This window comes from Streptomyces sp. LBL (assembly GCF_029893585.1).
Taxonomy (GTDB): Bacteria; Actinomycetota; Actinomycetes; order Streptomycetales; family Streptomycetaceae; genus Streptomyces.
Window position 1 is genome coordinate 207,815 of record NZ_JARXYX010000005.1, and the last position, 19,103, is coordinate 226,917.

Annotated in this window: 14 protein-coding genes, 1 pseudogene and 1 riboswitch; of the genes and pseudogenes, 7 read left to right on the plus strand and 8 right to left on the minus strand. The window is 70.5% G+C overall.

Going from position 1 to position 19,103, the window contains the following annotated elements:
• Positions 1–111: 111 nt before the first annotated feature.
• The 4 genes from M2271_RS08035 to M2271_RS08050 all read right to left on the minus strand — a co-directional run bounded on the left by M2271_RS08035 (position 112) and on the right by M2271_RS08050 (position 4,771).
• Entirely contained in the window at positions 112–1,011 is a 900-nt protein-coding gene (locus M2271_RS08035) for an ABC transporter permease (protein ID WP_280886403.1), read from the minus strand.
• Positions 998–2,011 carry an ABC transporter ATP-binding protein gene (locus M2271_RS08040; protein WP_280886404.1) on the minus strand — a complete coding sequence of 338 codons (1,014 nt, stop codon included), beginning with the start codon at positions 2,009–2,011 and terminating at the stop codon, positions 998–1,000. Before M2271_RS08040 ends, M2271_RS08035 begins: the two co-directional genes overlap by 14 nt.
• A gap of 104 nt (positions 2,012–2,115) precedes the next feature.
• On the minus strand, positions 2,116–3,363 hold the full coding sequence (locus M2271_RS08045; RefSeq protein WP_280886405.1) for a sigma-E factor regulatory protein RseB domain-containing protein: 1,248 nt from the start codon (positions 3,361–3,363) through the stop codon (positions 2,116–2,118).
• A 397-nt stretch (positions 3,364–3,760) separates the two neighbouring features.
• Entirely contained in the window at positions 3,761–4,771 is a 1,011-nt protein-coding gene (locus tag M2271_RS08050) for a polyprenyl synthetase family protein (protein ID WP_280886406.1), read from the minus strand.
• Positions 4,772–4,978: 207 nt separating this feature from the next.
• Here M2271_RS08050 and M2271_RS08055 point away from each other — a divergent pair, with 207 nt between their 5' ends.
• The 3 genes from M2271_RS08055 to M2271_RS08065 all read left to right on the plus strand — a co-directional run bounded on the left by M2271_RS08055 (position 4,979) and on the right by M2271_RS08065 (position 9,742).
• On the plus strand, positions 4,979–6,481 hold the full coding sequence (locus tag M2271_RS08055; RefSeq protein ID WP_280886407.1) for a peptide MFS transporter: 1,503 nt from the start codon (positions 4,979–4,981) through the stop codon (positions 6,479–6,481).
• Between the two features lie 18 nt (positions 6,482–6,499).
• Positions 6,500–8,518: a CocE/NonD family hydrolase gene (locus tag M2271_RS08060; RefSeq protein WP_280886408.1), complete on the plus strand. Its 2,019-nt coding sequence runs from the start codon at positions 6,500–6,502 to the stop codon at positions 8,516–8,518.
• Between the two features lie 275 nt (positions 8,519–8,793).
• Positions 8,794–8,972: riboswitch (cyclic di-AMP (ydaO/yuaA leader) on the plus strand.
• Positions 8,973–8,977: 5 nt separating this feature from the next.
• On the plus strand, positions 8,978–9,742 hold the full coding sequence (locus M2271_RS08065) for a LysM peptidoglycan-binding domain-containing protein (protein WP_280886409.1): 765 nt from the start codon (positions 8,978–8,980) through the stop codon (positions 9,740–9,742).
• Positions 9,743–9,745: 3 nt separating this feature from the next.
• On the opposite strand, the gene M2271_RS08070 is transcribed toward M2271_RS08065, so the two are convergent.
• The 3 genes from M2271_RS08070 to M2271_RS08080 all read right to left on the minus strand — a co-directional run bounded on the left by M2271_RS08070 (position 9,746) and on the right by M2271_RS08080 (position 13,355).
• Positions 9,746–10,558: a Cof-type HAD-IIB family hydrolase gene (locus tag M2271_RS08070; RefSeq protein ID WP_280886410.1), complete on the minus strand. Its 813-nt coding sequence runs from the start codon at positions 10,556–10,558 to the stop codon at positions 9,746–9,748.
• Between the two features lie 138 nt (positions 10,559–10,696).
• Complete coding sequence (locus M2271_RS08075; protein WP_280886411.1) at positions 10,697–11,914, minus strand: FAD-dependent oxidoreductase; 1,218 nt, start codon at positions 11,912–11,914, stop codon at positions 10,697–10,699.
• A 172-nt stretch (positions 11,915–12,086) separates the two neighbouring features.
• Positions 12,087–13,355 carry an ATP-grasp domain-containing protein gene (locus M2271_RS08080; RefSeq protein ID WP_280886412.1) on the minus strand — a complete coding sequence of 423 codons (1,269 nt, stop codon included), beginning with the start codon at positions 13,353–13,355 and terminating at the stop codon, positions 12,087–12,089.
• Between the two features lie 293 nt (positions 13,356–13,648).
• On the opposite strand from M2271_RS08080, the gene fahA reads away from it, so the two are divergent.
• From fahA to M2271_RS08100, 4 genes and pseudogenes are all read left to right on the plus strand, one after another.
• Positions 13,649–14,869 carry a fumarylacetoacetase gene (gene fahA / locus M2271_RS08085; protein WP_280886413.1) on the plus strand — a complete coding sequence of 407 codons (1,221 nt, stop codon included), beginning with the start codon at positions 13,649–13,651 and terminating at the stop codon, positions 14,867–14,869.
• Complete coding sequence (locus tag M2271_RS08090) at positions 14,853–15,284, plus strand: GntR family transcriptional regulator (protein ID WP_280886414.1); 432 nt, start codon at positions 14,853–14,855, stop codon at positions 15,282–15,284. The genes fahA and M2271_RS08090 overlap by 17 nt, the downstream gene beginning before the upstream one ends.
• A 244-nt stretch (positions 15,285–15,528) precedes the next feature.
• Positions 15,529–16,470: a M56 family metallopeptidase gene (locus M2271_RS08095; protein ID WP_280886415.1), complete on the plus strand. Its 942-nt coding sequence runs from the start codon at positions 15,529–15,531 to the stop codon at positions 16,468–16,470.
• Positions 16,471–16,608: 138 nt separating this feature from the next.
• Positions 16,609–16,965, plus strand: a pseudogene (locus M2271_RS08100) (HEAT repeat domain-containing protein); the annotation flags it as partial.
• Between the two features lie 69 nt (positions 16,966–17,034).
• On the opposite strand, the gene recQ reads toward M2271_RS08100, so the two are convergent.
• Complete coding sequence (gene recQ, locus M2271_RS08105) at positions 17,035–19,074, minus strand: DNA helicase RecQ (RefSeq protein ID WP_280886512.1); 2,040 nt, start codon at positions 19,072–19,074, stop codon at positions 17,035–17,037.
• Between the last annotated feature and the right edge of the window lie 29 nt (positions 19,075–19,103).

Genomic DNA, 19,103 nt, shown 5'->3' on the forward strand with positions numbered 1-19,103 from the left:
TCCACGAAACGGGAGCCGGCCCTGCATCGAGAGTCCGCCCTGTGTCGAGAGCCGGCCCTGCATCGAGAGTCGGCCCTGTATCGGGAGCCGACCCCTATGAGGAAACCGCCTCTAGGTCGTGACGTCCTTCGTCGTGAACCGTGCCCAGGCCGCGGAGCCGAAGACCACCGCGTACAGGGACTGGAGGCCGAGGTTCTTCATCAGGTCGTCCCAGTAGACCGGGTCGCGCATGAGGTCGGCGAAGGACAGCCAGTAGTGCGAGAAGAAGTACGGCTGAAGGGCATGGAGTTGGGGGATCTGGTCGAGGATCTGGACGGTGATCAGCAGACCCACCGTGGTCGCCATGGCCGCGATGCCGCTGTTGGTCAGCGTGGAGACGAAGAGGCCCAGGGCCGCCATACCGATCAGAGACGCGGCGACGACCAGGGCGATCAGCAGAGCCCGGCCGAGGCCGTCGGCGAAGCTGATGCGGGTGCCGGAGATCGTGGTCAGGTCGCCCAGCGGGAAGAGCAGTGCCCCGACGGTGAGGGCCGAGACCGCGACGACGAGCGTGGCGACCAGACAGAACGTCATCACCGTCGCGTACTTGGTGAGCAGCAGGCGGCTGCGGCCGGCGGGGGCGACCAGGAGGTAGCGCAGGGTGCCCGCGTTGGCCTCGCCGGCGATCGCGTCGCCCGCGATGACGCCGATCGCCATCGGCAGGAAGAAGGGGAGCGTCGCGGCGAGTGCGGTGAAGACCAGGAACAGGCCGTTGTTGGTGATCTGCGAGATGAACGCCGGCCCCTGGCCGCCCCCACCACCGGCCGACGAACCGTCGCTCGTCTCAATCCTGACCGCGATCCCGACCAGGATCGGCACCGCCGCCAGCACGCCCAGCAGGGCGAGCGTGCGCCAGCGCCGGAAGGTGGTCAGCAGTTCGCTGCGGAGCAGACCGAAGGTCCACAGCATCCGCGGCGACCGCGTCGGTCCAGCCTGCAGTACCTCAGCCCGCAGTACCTCAGCCCGCGACATCGAAGCCCTCCCCGGTCAGTGCCACGAACGCGTCCTCCAGGGAGGCCCGTTCGAGGCCGAAGCCGCGGACACGGACGCCCGCCGTCACCAGCGCCGCGTTCAGGTCGGCCAGGTCGCGGTCCGGTGGTTCGGCGCTCACCCGGTCGTCCGTGACGACCACGTCCGAAGCCCCCTGTTCCTTCAGCACCCGGGCCGCCTCCGCCGCGTCCGGGGTCGTCACGACCAGCCGGCCGCGCGTGCCCGCCGCGAGGTCGGCCACCGGGCCCTGGGTGATCAGGCGGCCCTGGGCCATGACGGCCGCGTGGGTGCACACCTGCTCGATCTCGTCGAGGAGGTGGGAGGAGAGAAACACCGTGGTGCCGTCGGAGGCCAGCTCCCGGATCAGCGAACGGATTTCGCGCATGCCCTGCGGGTCGAGACCGTTGGTCGGCTCGTCGAGGACGAGCAGCTTGCGCTGCTGGAGCAACGCGGACGCGAGGCCCAGGCGCTGTTTCATGCCCAGCGAGTACGCCTTCGCCTTCTTGCCCGCGGCGGCGCCGAGCCCCACCCGGTCCAGCGCGGCCGCGACACGGGTGCGGCGGGTGCGCGGGTCGGCGGTCGGGTCGGCGGCGTCGTACCGCATGAGGTTCTGGCGGCCCGAGAGGAAGCCGTAGAGGGCCGGGCCCTCGATGAGGGCGCCGACCTGAGGGAGAACCGCGCGTGCGGAGCGCGGCATGGGGCGGCCCAGGACACGGGCCGCTCCCGAGGTGGGCTCGATGAGGCCCAACAGCATGCGGATGGTGGTGGTCTTGCCGGAGCCGTTCGGACCGAGGAAGCCGAAGACGCTGCCCGCCGGGACGGTCAGGTCGAGACCGTCGACGGCGAGCTGTCCGCCGCGGAAGCGCTTGGTGAGCGCGCGGGTGTCGATGGCGCTGTCCTGCGCACCCTGCGCCCCGGGCATCCCCTGCGACCCCTGCGGATCCGGTTCGGGCTCCGGTTCCATGGCGGACGGTTCGCCCATCGGCTCCCTCAATTCCTCGTGCCTCGCCGTGCCTCGCCGTGCCCCACCGTGCCTCGCCGTGCCCCGCCGTATCCCGACGGGATACCACGGGATACGACGGGTCCTTACTTCCCCGCGTCGGCCGCCTTCACCAGGGCGTCCTTGGTGACCGCGCCGACGTAGACCTTGCCGTCGTCCGTGATCAGGGCGTTGACCAGGCGGGTCGAGAAGACCGTGCCCGAGCCGAAGCTGCCGGTGGCCTTGTCGCCGAGCGAGTCGAGGAAGCCGCCGAGGTTGCCGCCGGCCTCGGAGCCGGAGGGCATGCCCTGGCCGCCGGTGTCGAAGGTGGCGATGGAGTTCCAGCCCTTGCCGATGACTTTCAGGCCGTCGAGCTCCTTACCGAAGTCCTCCCCGGGCTTCGCGCCCCGCGAATCGTGTGCGCCCTTCTCGACGTTCGCGCCCCGCGAGTCGCGCGCGCCCTTCTCGACGTCCTTGCCCTCCGTGACCTTCGCGCCCTTGGGCGGGGTGAAGTCGAAGGTGGAGGCGCCCGGCTCGGCGAAATCGACCTGGGTGAAGCCCGCGTCCACGACGGCGGCGCCGCCGCTCGCCGGGGTCAGCGTGAACTTCAGCGGCAGCCCGGTCTTCGCGTCCACGGCCACGGTGATCTGGCCGACCGTGGACCCGGAGTCCTTGGGCTTGACGACGAGGCGGTAGGTGTCACGGCCCGCAACCTGCGCGGTGCCCTCGACGGTCACGGAGGTGGTGTCGTCGACCGACTTCAGGGCCTCCTCGGCGAGGTCCTTGGGCGTGGCCGGGACGTCCTGCTCCTTCTCGGCTCCCGCACTGTCGGCGGAGGTCGAGTGGTAGACCTCGTTCGACTTGCTGTCGTAGCCCCAGACGTCCTTGCCGTTGTGGATGACGCTGTACTCGGAGCCGCTCTCCAGCAGCGACAGCTTCTGCTTGTCGGGGCCGTCGGCCGCGACGCGCAGCGTGTGCGTGCCGGTGGCGAGTTCGGTGAGCTTGGACGAGGGGTCGGCGGAGGAACCGCCGTCGCCCGGCCCCATGGCGCCCGAGGTCAGGCTGCTCTCCAGCCCGCCGAGGTCGGGCAGCCCGAGATCCGTGCTGATCTTCACCGTCCCGGACAACTGCTGTACGTCCGACGCGGCGATCTTCTCGATGAGTTTCTGTGCGCTGATCTTCGGCAGGTCGGGGTCGCCGGAGTCGGCGAGCGCGGGGACCAGCCCGATGGTCGCCGCCGCCACTCCCACCACCGCGACCGGGACGACGTACCGCGCGGCCTTGCGCCGGCGTGCCGTGCGCAGTTCGTCGGCCTCCGTGCCGGTCGTGCTGTCGTCTGATGCGAACGGTGCCATTTTTTTTGCCCTACCTCCGTCGTCGGCGGCGGCTGTCCCACTCCCGTACGTCCACCCGTAGCCGCCATTCTCACCCGAATCGGTGAGGAGTGGTGTTTTCCGTGGTGTCCATCTGACCAAATCCGCCGGGATGATTCGTCAGCCCTCGGGATCAACTCCGTGTACACCTGCGGTATGACACACAGAGGCGGCACCTCCCCCGACCCGTAGGGGTCGTGCGGGAAGGCACCACCGTGCGGAGCGGTTCAGCACCGCAGGACGCACAGCACATCCGGCAGGTCGGAGCCCACCGTGCGGAGCGGACCCACCCCGCAAGCCACAGCACATCCGGCAGGGCCGGCCCAACGTGGGGAGCGGACAGGCGCTGCCCAAGCCACACAGCACATCCGGCAGGGTGTCAGCCCGCCCGGTGGACCACCGCGTCGCACATCTCCATCAGGGCCACCTTCGCGTCGCACTCCCGCAGGGGGGCCAGCGCCGAGCGGGCGTCCTCGGCGTAGCGGACCGTGTCGCGGCGGGCCTGTTCCAGGGCCGGATGGGCCCGCAGGCCCGCCAGGGCCTGGGCATGACGGGTGTCGTCGGTCAGGTCGGAGTCCAGGAGTGCGCAGAGCGCGATGTCCTCGGCCAGGCCCAGCCGGGCCGCCCGCTCGCGCAGCCGCAGCACCGGCAGGGTCGGGATGCCCTCGCGCAGGTCCGTGCCCGGGGTCTTGCCGGACTCGCGGGATTCGGACGCGATGTCCAGGACGTCGTCCGCGAGCTGGAAGGCGACGCCCAGTCGCTCGCCGTACTGCGTGAGCACGTCCACCACCGTCTCGTCGGCGCCCGACATCATCGCGCCGAAGCGGCACGACACCGCCACCAACGAGCCGGTCTTGCCGCCGAGGACGTCGAGGTAGTGCTCGACCGGGTCGCGTCCGTCCTGCGGCCCGGCCGTCTCCAGGATCTGGCCGGTGACCAGCCGTTCGAACGCCTCCGCCTGGACCCGGACCGCCTCGGGCCCGAGGTCGGCCAGGATGTGCGAGGCGCGGGCGAAGAGGAAGTCGCCGGTGAGGACGGCGACCGAGTTGCCCCAGCGGGCGTTGGCGCTGTCCACCCCGCGCCGCACCTCGGCCTCGTCCATGACGTCGTCGTGGTACAGCGTCGCCAGGTGGGTCAGCTCGACGACCACCGCCGACGGCACGACTCCGGGTGCGTAGGGATCTCCGAACTGGGCAGCAAGCATCACGAGCAATGGCCGAAAACGCTTTCCGCCCGCCCTTACCAGATGCTGGGCAGCCCCCGTGATGAAGGGAACCTCGCTCTTGGTGGCATCGAGCAGTCCCTCCTCGACAGCCGCCAATCCGGCCTGGACATCGGCTTCCAGAGCCTGGTCCCGCACGCTCAGCCCGAACGGCCCGACGACGGTCACGAGGGATCTCCTGTCTGCTGGTGTCTACTGGCGATTACACGGTTTGTCGATAGGTCGCTGCCATCACTCAAGTCAGCGTATCCGGTCACGTTTCGATCACCGATAGGGCCTGCCCGTCCCGCCTGGGCGGTATCGGATCACTGCCGGTACGTTTCTGATCACTTGATCACAACTGATATTTGCCGACTTGCACGGAAGTAGCTCAGAGTGTCCCGAAACACCGCCGATGTCTCCCCCGGTAGTCAGCCATCCCTCAAGGACGACCACGCCTTTTTCGGCCACCCGCGAGGCCTGCTCACCCTCTCCGGACTCGAGGTCTGGGAACGCTTCTCGTTCCTCGGCATGCAGGCCATCCTCGTCCTCTACTTCGCCGACACGGTCGCCCACGGCGGCCTCGGCATGTCGGCCGGAACCGCCGCCTCCGTGTCCGCCGCCTACGGCACCCTTGTCTACCTGGTCTCCGTCGGAGGCGGCTGGCTCGCCGACCGCATCCTCGGCTCGTACCGGGCGGTGCTGTCGGGCGGTGTCCTGATCGCCTGCGGCCACTACTCGATGGCCGTGCCCACCGCGACCATGACCTGGGTGGGGCTGGGGCTCATCAGCGCCGGCACCGGACTGCTCAAGCCCAACGTGGCCACCATGGTCGGCAAGCTGTACGCCACCGACGACGACCGCCGGGACGCGGGCTTCGCGCTCTACTACATGGCGATCAACATCGGCGCCTTCGCGGGCCCGCTGATCACCGGCTGGCTCGGCGACCACCAGGGCTGGCACTGGGGCTTCTCGGCGGCCGCGGTCGGCATGACCCTCGGCCTGGTCCAGTACGTGACCGGCCGCCGTCGGCTGGCCGGACGGCGGCACGGCGCGGAGTTCGCCCTCGCCCCGGACGCCATGCGCCGCGCGATCCGCCTGATCGTCGCGGGAATCGCCGCCACCGCGCTGATCGCGACAAGCCTCGCCGTGGTCGGCTGGCTCACCATGGGCCGCTTCGTCGATCTGCTCACCCTCCTCTCGGTCATCGCCCCGGTCGTCTACTTCGCGGTGATGTTCACGAGCCCCCGCGTGACCGCCGAGGAACGCGGCCGGCTGCGCCCGTACGTCGTCCTCTTCCTCGCCTCGACGGTCTTCAACCTCATCCTCTTCCAGGCGTACTCGACGATGATGCTGCTGGCCGCGTCGAACGCCGAGACGACGATCCTCGGCTTCGACTTCCCGGCGAGCTGGTACGCCTCCGCGCTGGGCGCCTTCGAGGTCGGGCTCGCTCCCGTGGTCGCCGCGCTGTGGGTCCGGATGGGCCGGAGCCAGCCGCACGCCTCCAACAAGATCGCGCTCGGGGTCGTCCTCGGTGGTCTGTCGTTCCTGTTGATGGCCCTGCCGACCAGCGGGCACGGCAGCGACGACTACCTCATGTCCGCCTGGTGGATCGTCGGCTCCTATCTGCTGCTCGGCCTCGGCGACATCCTCCTGGAGACCTCCGGCATGTCGGCCACCACCAAGCTCGCCCCGGCTGCCTTCTCCAGCCAGACCATGTCCCTCTGGTTCCTGTCCCTCGCCCTGGCCAACGGCATACAGGCCCAGACGGTGAAGCTCTTCGACGACGTCTCCAAGCCCGCCTACTTCGGCGTCAACGGCGCGATCGCGGTGGCCGCGGGCCTGGCCGTGATGGCGGCCGCGCCCTGGCTGCGACGCACCATGCACCCGGTCCACTGAACTCACGGGATCCCCCTCATGCACATCCGTACGTCCTTCCCTTACGAGACGACCCACGAGGACCTCCGCATCCCGTTGCCGGACGGCACCCTCCTCTACGCGCGCGTGTGGCGCCCCCTGACGGACGAACCAGTACCCGCGATCCTGGAATACCTGCCGTACCGCCTCACCGACTGGACCGCGCCCCGTGACTGGCAACGCCATCCCTGGTACGCGGGCCACGGTTACGCCTCCGTACGAGTGGACGTCCGCGGACACGGCAACAGCGAGGGCCTGCCGGGCGACGAGTACTCGGCGACCGAGCTGGCCGACGGGGTCGCGGTGGTCGACTGGCTCGCGGCGCAGCCCTGGTGCGACGGCAAGGTCGGCATGTTCGGCATCTCCTGGGGCGGCTTCAACTCCCTCCAGATCGCGGCCCTCGCACCCGAGCCGCTCAAGGCGGTCGTCACGGTCTGCTCCACCGACGACCGTTATGACAACGACGTGCACTACATGGGAGGTTCCGTTCTCGCGGTGGACATGCACGCCTGGGCGTCCACCATGCTCGCCTTCGTGTCGCGGCCACCGGACCCGCGGTACGTCGGCGAGGCCTGGCGGGGCATGTGGCTCCAACGGCTCGAAGAGGTCGAACCGTTCATCCACACCTGGCTCGACCACCAGACCCGGGACCGCTACTGGCGGCACGGCAGCGTCTGCGAGGACTACGGCGCGATCGACGCCGCCGTCCTCGCGGTGGGCGGCTGGCACGATCCGTACCGCGACACGGTCCTGCGCCTGGTCGAGCACCTCCCGGCCGACCGCGTCCGCGGGCTGATCGGCCCCTGGTCCCACCAGTACCCCGACCGCGGCCTGCCGCCCGGCCCGGCGATCGGCTTCCTCCAGGAGACCCTGCGCTGGTGGGACCACTGGCTGAAGGGCAAGGACACGGGCGTCCTCGACGACCCCCTCCTGCGCTCGTACATCAGCGACTCCCACCCCCCGGCCACCGTCTACGACACCCTGCCCGGGCGCTGGGTCGGTGAGCCGGCCTGGCCCTCCCCCCACGTCTCGACCGTCTCGTACGGCCTTCAGGGAGCCCCGCTCCTGGTCCGGTCACCGCAGCACACGGGCGTGGACGCCGGCCGTTTCTTCCCCTTCGGGAACGACGCCGACCTGCCGCCGGACCAGCGGGAGGAGGACGCGCGGTCGGTGTGCTTCGAGTTCGAAGTGGGCGAGGAGACCTGGGTGTTGGGGCGGCCGAGGGTGCGGCTCAGGCTGACCTGCGAGGTACCGCGCGGTCAGGTCGTCGCCCGGGTCTGCGATGTCGCCCCTGACGGCTCGTCGACCCTGGTCACCCGGGGGGTGCTGAACCTGTCGGCGAGGTCGGGGCGGGACAAGGCGGTGCCGTGGGAGCCGGGGGCCACGGAGGACGTCGAGTTCGAGCTGAACGGGATCGGCCACGCCTTCCCGGCCGGGCACCGCATCCGGCTCGCCGTGTCCTCCGCGTACTGGCCGTGGATCTGGCCGCAGCCCGAGTCGGCGGCGGGCTTCACGCTGGACCCGGCCGGCAGCGTGCTCGAACTCCCGGTGCGGGCGAAGGAGTCGACGCCGGGCATCTCCTTCGAGGAACCCGAGCAGTCCGAGCCGCTCGGCGTGGTCAGCGGCGTGGCCGCTGACGGATGGAGCCCGGACACGCTGGACGAGCCGCGCCCGGAACGGCTGGTCGTACGCGATGTGGCCAAGGGCGAGTGGCGGCTGGAGGTCGATCCGCGCTACGGCGGCACCCGGGCCTACCCCGACGGGCTGGAGTTCACCGAAGACGCGCTGGAGACGTACACGATCAACGAAACGGACCCCCTGTCGGCGCGCGCCCGCTCGGACTGGTCGGTCCGGCTGCACCGGCCGGAGCTCGGCTGGGAGGCCACGGTCCGTACCCGCTCGGAGCTGGCCTGTGACGGGACGGACTTCCTCACCACGAACGAGGTGGTCTGCACGGACGGCGGCGAGGTGGTCTACCACCGCAGCTGGGAGAAGCGAATCCCACGAACCGCCGGTTAACTATAAGTTGGGCCTATTGCCCCATTTGCCTTGGTTGCGCTCGACCGTGAGTTGGGTCACTCACGGCCGGGCGTGGCCGCGCTTCCGCGTGCCCACGTTTCCCCTTGCCTTTCGCGCCAGTTGAGTCTTGGCAGCCGCAAAGGATCAAGTGCCCCATACGCCTCAGACCAAGGTCAACATGGGTGATGTGCGCATTCACCCCTTGTTTCGGACATGTGCTCTCGCATACGTTCCCGGCCTGTCGGGCGGACGCCGAATCCTGCCGCCGCCCATGGACACACTCATCGACGAAACACCGCGCGGCAGGAGCGGGGGACCCAGGTAAGTCGCCGGTCCGGATGTCTCAGGACATTCCGGACCGGCTGGGGGTGAAGTCGCGTCGCTGCAAGACGGCGCGGCCGGGCAGCTCTCGCCCGAACCCGACAGCTCACCTCGCAGGCGCCGGAGAGGAACAGCAGCATGGCCGCACGAGGTAACCCCAGCCGATTCAGACTCAGCCCGCTCGTCCGAGGCGTCGTCGCCGCCGGAACAGGCGCCGCCGTTCTCGCCCTCCCGCTGCTGACCGCGACCACCGCGAGCGCCGCGCCCACCACGACCACCGCGAAGGCCGCGCCCACCGCGAACGCCGCACCGCAGGTCAGGTCCATCACGTACACCGTCGCCAAGGCCGACTCGCTCAGCAGCATCGCGGCCACCTACGACACACCCGGCGGCTGGCGGCAGCTCTACAAGGACAACCGCAAGGCCGTCGGCGCCAACCCGAACCTGATCCACCCGGGTCTCAAACTGACGGTCAAGACGGCGAAGGCGAGCACACCGGGCACGGCCGACAAGGCCGCCGCGCCCGCCGCCAAGCCCGCCCAGTCCGTCGCCCTGGCCACCCAGATCGTCGCCAAGACGTACGCGAACAACCTCGACGGCTGGATCCGCGAGTCACTGGACATCATGGCGCAGAAGGGCATCCCCGGCTCGTACGACGGCATCTACCGCAACATCATGCGCGAGTCGTCCGGCAACCCCCTGGCCATCAACAACTGGGACTCCAACGCCGCCGCGGGCACCCCCTCCAAGGGCCTGCTCCAGGTGATCGACCCGACCTTCGCGGCGTACCACGTGGCCGGCACGTCCTTCGACCCGTACGACCCGGTCGCGAACATCACCGCCGCCTGCAACTACGCGGCCGCGATGTACGGCTCGATCGACAACGTGAACGGCCCGTACTGAGCCTCACCCCCGCGGAAACAGTCTTTCGAGGACGACGGCGATCCCGTCGTCCTCGTTCGACAGCGTCACCTCGTCGGCCACGGCCTTGAGCTCGGGGTGAGCGTTGGCCATCGCGACGCCGTGGGCGGCCCAGTCGAACATGGGGATGTCGTTGGGCATGTCCCCGAAGGCGATGGTCTGATGCGGGCCGAGGCCCAGGTGGGCGGCGGCGAGCGCCAGGCCCGTCGCCTTGGTGACGCCGCACGGCTGGAGTTCGACGGTCCCGGGTCCCGACATGGTGACCGTGGCCAGGGAACCCACCACGGAACGCGCCGTGGACGCCAGCTCGTCGTCGGACAGGTCGGGATGGCGCAGCAGTACCTTGCTGATGGGCTCGCTCCACAGGTCGTCACGCCGGTCCACGCGGACGGCGGGCAGCGTCGGGTGGGGCATCAGATAGCCCGGCTCGATCAGCGTGAGGCCGTCGACACCGTCCTGGTCGACGGCCGCGTACACCTGGCCGACCTCGGCCTCGATCTTGCCGAGCGCGGTCTCCGCCAGCTCCCGGTCCAGGGTGACCGACCAGAGCAGACGGTCCGCGCCGGCGTCGTACACCTGCGCGCCCTGCCCGCACACCGCGAGCCCCTCGCTGCCCAGGTCGTCGAGGAGGGGCCGCACTCTGGGCGCCGGACGGCCGGTGACGACGAGGTGCCGGGCACCGGCCGCCGCCACCCGCGCGAGCGCGGCGAGCGACCGGTCGGAGAGCGTGTCGTCGCCGCGCAGCAGCGTTCCGTCCAGGTCGGTGGCGATGAGTGAATACGCGGTGGGTGCGGCCATGATCAGAGAATACGGATGGAACGCCCCCTCGACTCGCCACGAACCGGACGGCTACCGCCTCCACATGCGGTGACCCATGCTCCGGTCACCGGTGGCGGCGACGGTGACAGGCCGACTGGAGAAGTCGGCGAGCGATACCTAACCGTGGGCACTGTGGGCGGCCGCCAGGTGTTTCGCCAGCCGCGGTGACGCGAACTCCGTCCCGCACACGAACCGCATCACGGGTCCGTACGACGCCGCCGACGGCAGGCCCGTGAAGTACAGGCCCGGGACGGACGAGACGTACCCCACGCCCAGCTTCGGCGTTCCCCGGCTCACTGCGAGCCGGGTGCGCAGTCCGGGGCCGAGGAAGTCCATCGCGGCGAGGTCGACGCGGTAGCCGGTGGCCGCGATGACGTGGTCCGCCGCCAGGTGTTCCGTACGGCCGGTGTGGCCGAGGACCGTGAGCGCCGGGTGGCCGTCGGACGTGTCCGCGCGCAGCACGCGCTCGACCTCGCTGACCCGCACCGTGCTCTCGAAGCGCTCGCGCAGCCACCATGCGCCGAGCGGGCCGAGGACCCGGCGGACCAGGTGGTGGCGGACCTGGGCCGGGAGGCGGCGGTAGGGGTGGGGGTAGTAGCTGAGCGCCCACAGCGACCAGGCGCGGCCGAACGGGGACTCCGGGCGCAGCCTCGGCTGACGCCACGGCGGCTCGCCGAACGCGACGCTGCCGCGCCCGCGTGCCACCACCCGCACCCGTGCGCCCGCCTCCGCCGCCAGTACGGCTGTCTCCAGCGCGGACTGGCCCGCGCCGACGACGATCAGCTCCTTGCCGGCGTAGCGGGTGAGGTCGTGGTGCTGGGAGCTGTGGGAGACCGGGCCCTTGGGGGTGGGTCCGTCCGCCGCGGCTCCGGCCAGCTCCGAGGGCAGATGGGCGAGGCCGGACAGTCCGGTCGCCACGACGACCGCGCGCGCGGTGAACAACTCACCGGAGTCGAGCTTGAGTTCGAAGCCCCCGCCCGCGGAGGTGCGCCGGTCCACGGACACCACGCGCACCCGCTCCAGCTCGGGCACCAGCTCCTGCTGGAACCACTCGCCGTACGCGATGAAGGTCTCGACGGGAATGATGTCCTCGTCCGTCACCAGCCGCGGTATGCCCGCCGCTTCGCAGTAGTCGACCAGGGTGTGGCCGCGCTGCGGGGCGTCGATGGACGAGGCCGCCGGGGTCGACTTGAGGAGCATGCCGGCCGGCATGTGGTCACGCCAGCTGACCATGGGCTCGCCGAAGACACGCACGGGTATGCCACGCCCCCGCAGATGCGCGGCGGTCGACAGGCCGAAAGGGCCGGCACCGATGACTGCTACGGGTTGGATCACGAAGTCCCTCCCCAGGACGTCACTTCGTTGCTTCGTTACTTCGTTACTCGGTCACTCGGTCACTCGGTCACTCGGTCACTCGGTGGGCTCGGTCACTCGGTGGGCTCGGTCACTTGGTGGGCTCGTTCGGATAGTTGTTTCTGCTGCCGGCCAGATGTCCGCCCCCCGGCGGCTAACAGCCTGAACCGGTACGGCCGCCGCGGCGGTTGGTGCGCCACAGCTGGTAAAGATGCTTGGCGCCCGGCCGCACGAACCGCGCGAGCATCGTGAGGAACGGCAGCGGGTCGTCACCCGCGAGCCAGGCCAGCTCCGTCCCGCTCGCACGCGCCGGCGCGTGCGGCGTCGTATAGCCGCTGCGGCGGTAGGCGAGCAGGGCGGGCAGGTCGATGTTCTCCACGACGTACCGGTGGCCGGCCCGCTGTTCCCCCTCCGGAACAGCACACCCGGTCAGATCCAGATGCATGGCACGCACCACGTCCACCCCCGACTCGCTCTCGAAGAGCCGGAACTGGGCGCCCATGCGCGGGTTGAAGTCGAGGAGTTTGTACTGTCCGTCGCGCCGGTCGAAGCGCAGGTCGAGGTCGATGATTCCGGTGAAACCGATCTGTTTGATGAAACGCGCGGCGAGATCCACGAGTTCCGGATTGTCGACGACGTACGCATGCGCTGTCATGCCCGCGTGCGGCGGCCAGGAGCGGACCTTGACCCCCGTGAACAGGGCCAGCGGAACCGAGTCCCGGTCGAAGTACGCGTGCACGATCCAGTCCTCCGCCTGCTCCCTCGGCAGGTACTCCTGGAGGATCACTCCGGGGTGCTCGCCCCAGTCGCGGGCCAGGGTCAGCAGTTTCTCGCGGGTGACGATGCGGGTGGTGCCGTTCACGGCCGGCCGCTTTCGCCGTACGAACGCCTCGCGGTTCTTGGCCACCACGGGGAAGCGGGCCTTCTCGGCGAAGTCGACGACATCGTCGTACGACTGCGGGAAGGCCGCGGGCGGGCTCGGAATCCCGTGTTCCACGCACAGTTCGTGCAGCCCCTGCTTGCTGGCGAGGCGGCGCGGCAGGCCTGGATCGACGGGCGGGAAGAGGAAACGGCCGGCGAGTTCGCCCTGGTGTTCGGCGATCAGAACCGCGGCCTCCTCGTCGGTGGGGATCAGCACGGTGGGCCGGCCTATCCGCCGCCCCACCCGCAGCAGGCCCTCCACCAGTCGCTCCGGTTCCTCCGTCCCCGTCGTCGGCCACACGAACGCGCGTTCCAGGTAGCGGGACGCGGCCGCGGGCGTGAAGCGGTCCTCCGTGATCGCGTACATCGGGACGCCGAGGCGGCCCAGACTGCGGATGGCACCGACGCCGCCATGGTGCAGCGGGTAGTCGCCGAACTTCACGATCAGGCCCGGCACTTCACGAGCGGCTGAAAACGGCACACTGCTGGTACGTCCGGCCACGGGTCCCCCCACGTGTCCCCCCTACGGACCGGACCCACCCCGTCCGTGTCCCCCAAAGGACGCTAAGCCGGAATTGCCACCTCCGACAAGGAAATTTCGGACATTGCAAACTCTTTAGACACTGCCCGAGGGGGTAACTCAGCCGTAACGTGTGGCTGGACCACATGCACCACCCCATGGAGCCGCCATGGGCCACCCGTTGACCACCCGTGGACCACCCCATGGACCACATCGACACACAGCAGCACCCACCATCGACCGCACGGTTTTGCACGAAAGCGAGGCAGCACCCCATGCCCCCCTTCGATGTTCCCGAGGGTGACCCCTTCGGCCCGCACAACCTTCCGTACGGCGTCTTCTCACTCCCCGGTTCGGCGGACCGGACCGTAGGCGTCCGGTTGGGCGACCACGTGCTCGACGCGGGCGCGGCGGCCGCGGCCCTGGGCTCCCCGTACGTCTCCCTCCTCGCCCGGCCGTCCCTGAACCCGCTCCTCGCCGCCGGCCGTACCGCGTGGTCGGACGTGCGGCGCGCGCTGACGGCATGGGTGACGGTGCCGTCCCACCAGGAGGCGATCGCGGGATTCCTCCACCCACTGTCCGGCGTCACTCTGCACCTCCCCTTCGAGGTCGCGGACTACGTCGACTTCTACGCCTCCGAGCACCACGCCCGGAACGTCGGCCGCATCTTCCGCCCGGACGCCGCCGACTCCCTGACCCCCAACTGGAAGCATCTGCCGATCGGTTACCACGGCCGCTCCGGGACGGTGGTGGTCTCGGGCACCGATGTCGTACGGCCGTCGGGGCAGCGGAAGGCACCGGCCGACCCGGCGCCCGTCTTCGGCCCCTCGATCCGCCTGGACATCGAGGCGGAGATCGGTTTCGTGGTCGGCGTGCCGTCGCCGATGGGGCAGACCGTGGCACTGGCCGACTTCCGCGAGCACGTCTTCGGGCTCTGCCTGCTCAACGACTGGTCGGCGCGCGACATCCAGGCATGGGAGTACGTCCCTCTCGGCCCGTTCCTCGGCAAGTCCTTCGCCACCTCGGTGTCGGCGTGGATCACCCCGCTGGACGCCCTGGAGGAGGCACGGGTGACTCCGCCGGGGCGCACGCACACGTTGCTGGAGTACCTGGACGACTCCGGCTCCGATGACGAGCCCGGCGGTTACGACCTGCGCCTCTCGGTCGCGATCAACGGCCATGTGGTGTCGGAGCCGCCGTTCTCCACCATGTACTGGACCGCCGCGCAGCAACTGGCCCACATGACGGTCAACGGCGCCTCCCTCAGGACCGGCGACCTGTACGGCTCCGGAACGGTGAGCGGGCCCTCCGCGCGCGAACGGGGTTCCCTGCTGGAACTGACCTGGAACGGCAACGAGCCACTCGAACTCCCCGACGGCAAGCGGACGTTCCTGGAAGACGGCGACGAGGTGACACTGTCGGCCTGGGCACCGGGACCGGACGGGATGCGGGTGGGGTTGGGGGAGGTCACCGGGCACCTTGTATCAAGGGATTGACACAAGAGGCCTGGGGGTCGATACGGCCGGGCCGGTCCCGCCGTACGAACAGATCCACGCCCAGCTCGCCGGGCTGATCACCACGGGGCGGCTGCCTGAGGGCGAGCGTCTGCCGACGGTACGGCAGCTCGCGGCCGACCTGGGTCTCGCGGCCGGGACGGTGGCGCGGGCGTACCGGGAGCTGGAGGCGGCATCCCTGATCCGCACCCGACGCGGGGCGGGAACCCGGGTGGCGCCGCTGGCCGCGGAACAACGACACGACCCCGACCCCGCCGAACTGGCCGAGCTGGCAAGACGGTTCGTGGCGCAGGCGCGGGCCGCGGGGGCGAACGACACCACGGTGGAGGCGGCGGTACGGGATGCGTTGGGAGACTGGGAGGAGAGGTACGGGAGGGGTCGGATGGGGCTGGTGTGATTTTCGCCTGCCCATTGGCCCTGACTCCGGCGCCCCACACCGTCATACTGGCGACGAGCGGCATGCACATCGCACCGCGGCGGTGCGGGCTCACGAGGTGCCGGTATCCGCCGGCCACAGAGCCGCACAGCCGAACCGTCGCCACCCTGCTGCAGCCGCCCCACAGTCGCACTTCCGTCTTCGTCTTCCCACAGTCGTCCTTCCGTAGCCGCCCCTTTTCCGACCAGGATCCGGAGCCCGTGGCATGACTTTCTGCCTGCTCCTACTGAGTGCCGTCGCTCTGACAGCCGCCGTACCGGTGCCGCGCGCGCTGACCCGGGCCGAGTGGCCCGAACGGGACCCGGTGGTCGCGCTGTGGGTGTGGCAGTGTCTGGTCGCCACGGTCCTGCTGTGCTGTCTGACCGCGTTGGTGTTGGGCGCCGCGGCCGTCTTCCATACGGTCCGCGGCCACGTCTTCGCCCCGGCACCGCCTGCCGTGACCGCGGCCTACGACCTCTCGGCGGCTCCGGCCTGGGCGGTCGTCCTCACGCTGCTGCTGGGCTGCGGGGCGGCCTGGACGACCGCGATGCTGGCCCGGGAACTCGTCGAGGCGCGCCGCCGCCGCGGTCAGGCCCGCGCGCACCTGCGCGAACGTGCCCCGGACCTGCCGCCCGGCCTGGGGGCCGCCGCTCGGGGTCCGCTGCTGGTGCTGGAGGACGAGTACCCGGACGCCTGGTGGTTGCCGGGCAGCCCCTCCCAGCTGGTCGTGACGACCGGGGCCCTGCACCGGCTGACCGACCACCAGCTCGACGCGGTCCTCACCCACGAACGCGGCCACGCCCGGGCCCGCCACGACTGGCTGCTGCACCTTTCCACCGCGCTGGCCACCGGCTTCCCACAGGTCCCGCTCTTCTCCCACTTCTGCGACCAGACCCACCGCCTGGTCGAACTCGCCGCCGACGACACAGCGTCCCGCCGCTGCGGCCATCTGACGACGGCGCTGGCCCTGATCGAGCTCAACCAGCACCGCGGCGTCCTCTCCTGCGCCTCCACGCACCGCCTCCTCGGCGAACGAGTGGACCGCCTCTTGGAACCCCAGCCCCGCCTGGGTCCGAGACACCGCCTCCTCACCACCACCGCGGCAGCACTGATTCCCCTCCTCCCCCTATTGATCGCCTTCGCCCCAGGCCTGACAGCCCTGTCCTGACAGCCTGTGACCGGGGCCTACCCAGGTGCCGCGCCGACCGCCACCGTGGCGTCCGCCCAAGACGGGCCGCGCTTCGGCGTCGGCCCCCAGGGGCCGACGGCCGCTCCCGCCTCGGACTCCGCCACCGTCCACACGGCGCTCGCCGCCCTCAGCACCCTCACCGCCGACCCCGACGCCCTGGTACGCGGCGCGGCCTACGGTGCGCTGGGCACCACCGGCTGCCCACCACCCCTCGCGGCCCGGGCCACAGCCGCCCTGGCCGATCCTGCCTGGCAGGTCCGGTCGGGTGCCGCCACCGCCCTGTCCGCGGCGGACTCCGACGCAGCCGTCCCCGCGCTCGCCAAGGCCCTGGCCGACCCGAACGCCGACGTACGCAAGGCCGCCGTTTTGGCTCTGACCCACCACGCCGGCGCCGAAGCCGCCCGCGCGGCCCCGTCCACGGCCATCACCGACCCGGACGCGGACGTCAGGGCGTACGCGACACGGGCTCTGTGACGAGCCCGGCACTGGTGCGGGGGCCGCAGGCGACACAGGGTCTCCAACGCTCCCACACCAGACCCACGCCTATATCCAGTCCTCCGGCTCAGGCTCCGCATCCATCTCCGGCCAGTCGTCCGGCCCCGCCTCGCCCTCGCCCGCCGGGCTCGGCGCCCCGGTCCCGGAGCCACCTGCGGAGTCCGGTGCCGCGGCTCCCGGAGGCCCGCCCAGACCGGCCAGCACCCCGACCACACCCTCCCCGTACGTCACCAGCTTCTTCTCGCCGACTCCGCTGATCCCGCCGAGCTGCTCCACGGAGGTGGGCCACACCGTCGCGATCTCCCGAAGAGTCGCGTCGTGGAAGATGACGTACGCCGGAACGCCCTGCTCCCGCGCCTGCTCGGCCCGCCACTCTCGCAGTGCCTCAAAGGCGGGCAGCAGTTCCTCGGGCAGCTCGGCCGCCGCGGCCTTGGCCTTGCGTTCGCCCCGCCCGGAGCCCGACGAACCGGACGCCGACCGCGAGGTCACCGCCTTCTTCGGCTCCTTGCGCAGCGGCACCTCCCGCTCCTGCCGGAGCACCGATCCGCTGACCTCGGTCAGCACCAGCGTGCCGTAGTCCCCCTCGACCGCGAGCAGTCCCTGCGCCAGCAACTGCCGTACGACGCTCCGCCATTCGCCCTCGGAGAGGTCCTCGCCGATGCCGAACACGGACAGCTGGTCGTGGTCGAACTGGATCACCTTGGCGGTGCGCTTGCCCTGCAGGATGTCGACGATCTGCACCGCTCCGAACTTCTGGCCCCGCTCCCGCTGCAGCCGCACCACCGTCGACAGCACCTTCTGGGCCGCGACCGTGCCGTCCCAGGTCTCCGGCGGGACGAGGCAGGAGTCGCAGTTGCCGCAGCCCGTGGGGTCCGGGTCCTGGCCGAAGTAGGCGAGGAGCTGACCGCGCCGGCACTGGACTGTCTCGCACAGCGCCAGCATCGAGTCGAGGTGGGCGGCGGCCCGGCGCTGGAACGCCTCGTCGCCCTCGCTCGACTGGATCATCTTGCGCTGCTGTATGACGTCATTGAGGCCGTAGGCCATCCAGGCGGTGGACGGCAGTCCGTCGCGGCCAGCGCGCCCTGTCTCCTGGTAGTAGCCCTCGACCGACTTGGGCAGGTCGAGGTGGGCGACGAAGCGGACGTCCGGCTTGTCGATGCCCATGCCGAAGGCGATGGTCGCGACCACGATCAGGCCGTCCTCCCGCAGGAAGCGGGACTGGTGGGCCGCGCGGGTGCCCGCGTCCAGGCCCGCGTGGTACGGCACCGCCTCGATGCCGTTGCGGGAGAGGAACTCGGCCGTCGAGTCCACCGACTTGCGCGACAGGCAGTACACGATGCCGGCGTCGCCCGCGTGCTCCTCGCGCAGGAAACTCAGCAGCTGCTTCTTGGGGTCGGCCTTCGGCACGATCCGGTACTGGATGTTGGGCCGGTCGAAGCTCGCCACGAAATGGCGGGCCGTCGGCATGTTCAGCCGCTGGGTGATCTCCTGGTGCGTCGCGTGCGTGGCCGTAGCCGTCAGCGCGATCCGCGGGACGTCCGGCCAGCGCCGGCCCAGCAGCGACAGGGAGAGGTAGTCGGGACGGAAGTCGTGGCCCCACTGGGACACGCAATGTGCCTCGTCGATCGCGAAGACGGCGATCTTGCCGCGCGACAGCAGATCCAGCGTGGACTCCAGCCGAAGCCGCTCCGGCGCGAGGTAGAGCAGATCCAGCTCGCCGGCCAGGTACTCGGCTTCCATCACGCGCCGCTCGTCGAAGTCCTGCGTGGAGTTCATGAACCCGGCACGCACCCCGAGCGCCCGCAGCGCGTCCACCTGGTCCTGCATCAGCGCGATGAGCGGGGAGATCACGATGCCCGTACCGGGCCTGACCAGGGACGGAATCTGATAGCACAGCGACTTTCCGCCGCCGGTCGGCATGAGGACGACGGCGTCCCCGCCGGCCACCACATGCTCGATGACCTCTTTCTGCTCGCCGCGGAAGGCCTCGTACCCGAAGACCCGGTGCAGCGTGGCCAGCGCCTCGCTCTCCGCCGCCGGCGTCTCGGTGATCCCTGGCATCTCGATGATCCCGCCTGTCCCGCCCATTGCCGTGCCCCCCGTACGTCGTCCCTCGA

Excerpts from the sequence above, each read along its gene's own strand:
- M2271_RS08060 (WP_280886408.1), top strand. The coding sequence starts at position 6,500 with ATGCACATCCGTACGTCCTTCCCTTACGAGACGACCCACGAGGACCTC.
- M2271_RS08045 (WP_280886405.1), bottom strand. The coding sequence starts at position 3,363 with ATGGCACCGTTCGCATCAGACGACAGCACGACCGGCACGGAGGCCGAC.
- recQ (WP_280886512.1), bottom strand. The coding sequence starts at position 19,074 with ATGGGCGGGACAGGCGGGATCATCGAGATGCCAGGGATCACCGAGACG.
- M2271_RS08035 (WP_280886403.1), bottom strand. The coding sequence starts at position 1,011 with ATGTCGCGGGCTGAGGTACTGCGGGCTGAGGTACTGCAGGCTGGACCG.
- M2271_RS08065 (WP_280886409.1), top strand. The coding sequence starts at position 8,978 with ATGGCCGCACGAGGTAACCCCAGCCGATTCAGACTCAGCCCGCTCGTC.
- M2271_RS08040 (WP_280886404.1), bottom strand. The coding sequence starts at position 2,011 with ATGGGCGAACCGTCCGCCATGGAACCGGAGCCCGAACCGGATCCGCAG.
- M2271_RS08070 (WP_280886410.1), bottom strand. The coding sequence starts at position 10,558 with ATGGCCGCACCCACCGCGTATTCACTCATCGCCACCGACCTGGACGGA.
- M2271_RS08095 (WP_280886415.1), top strand. The coding sequence starts at position 15,529 with ATGACTTTCTGCCTGCTCCTACTGAGTGCCGTCGCTCTGACAGCCGCC.
- fahA (WP_280886413.1), top strand. The coding sequence starts at position 13,649 with ATGCCCCCCTTCGATGTTCCCGAGGGTGACCCCTTCGGCCCGCACAAC.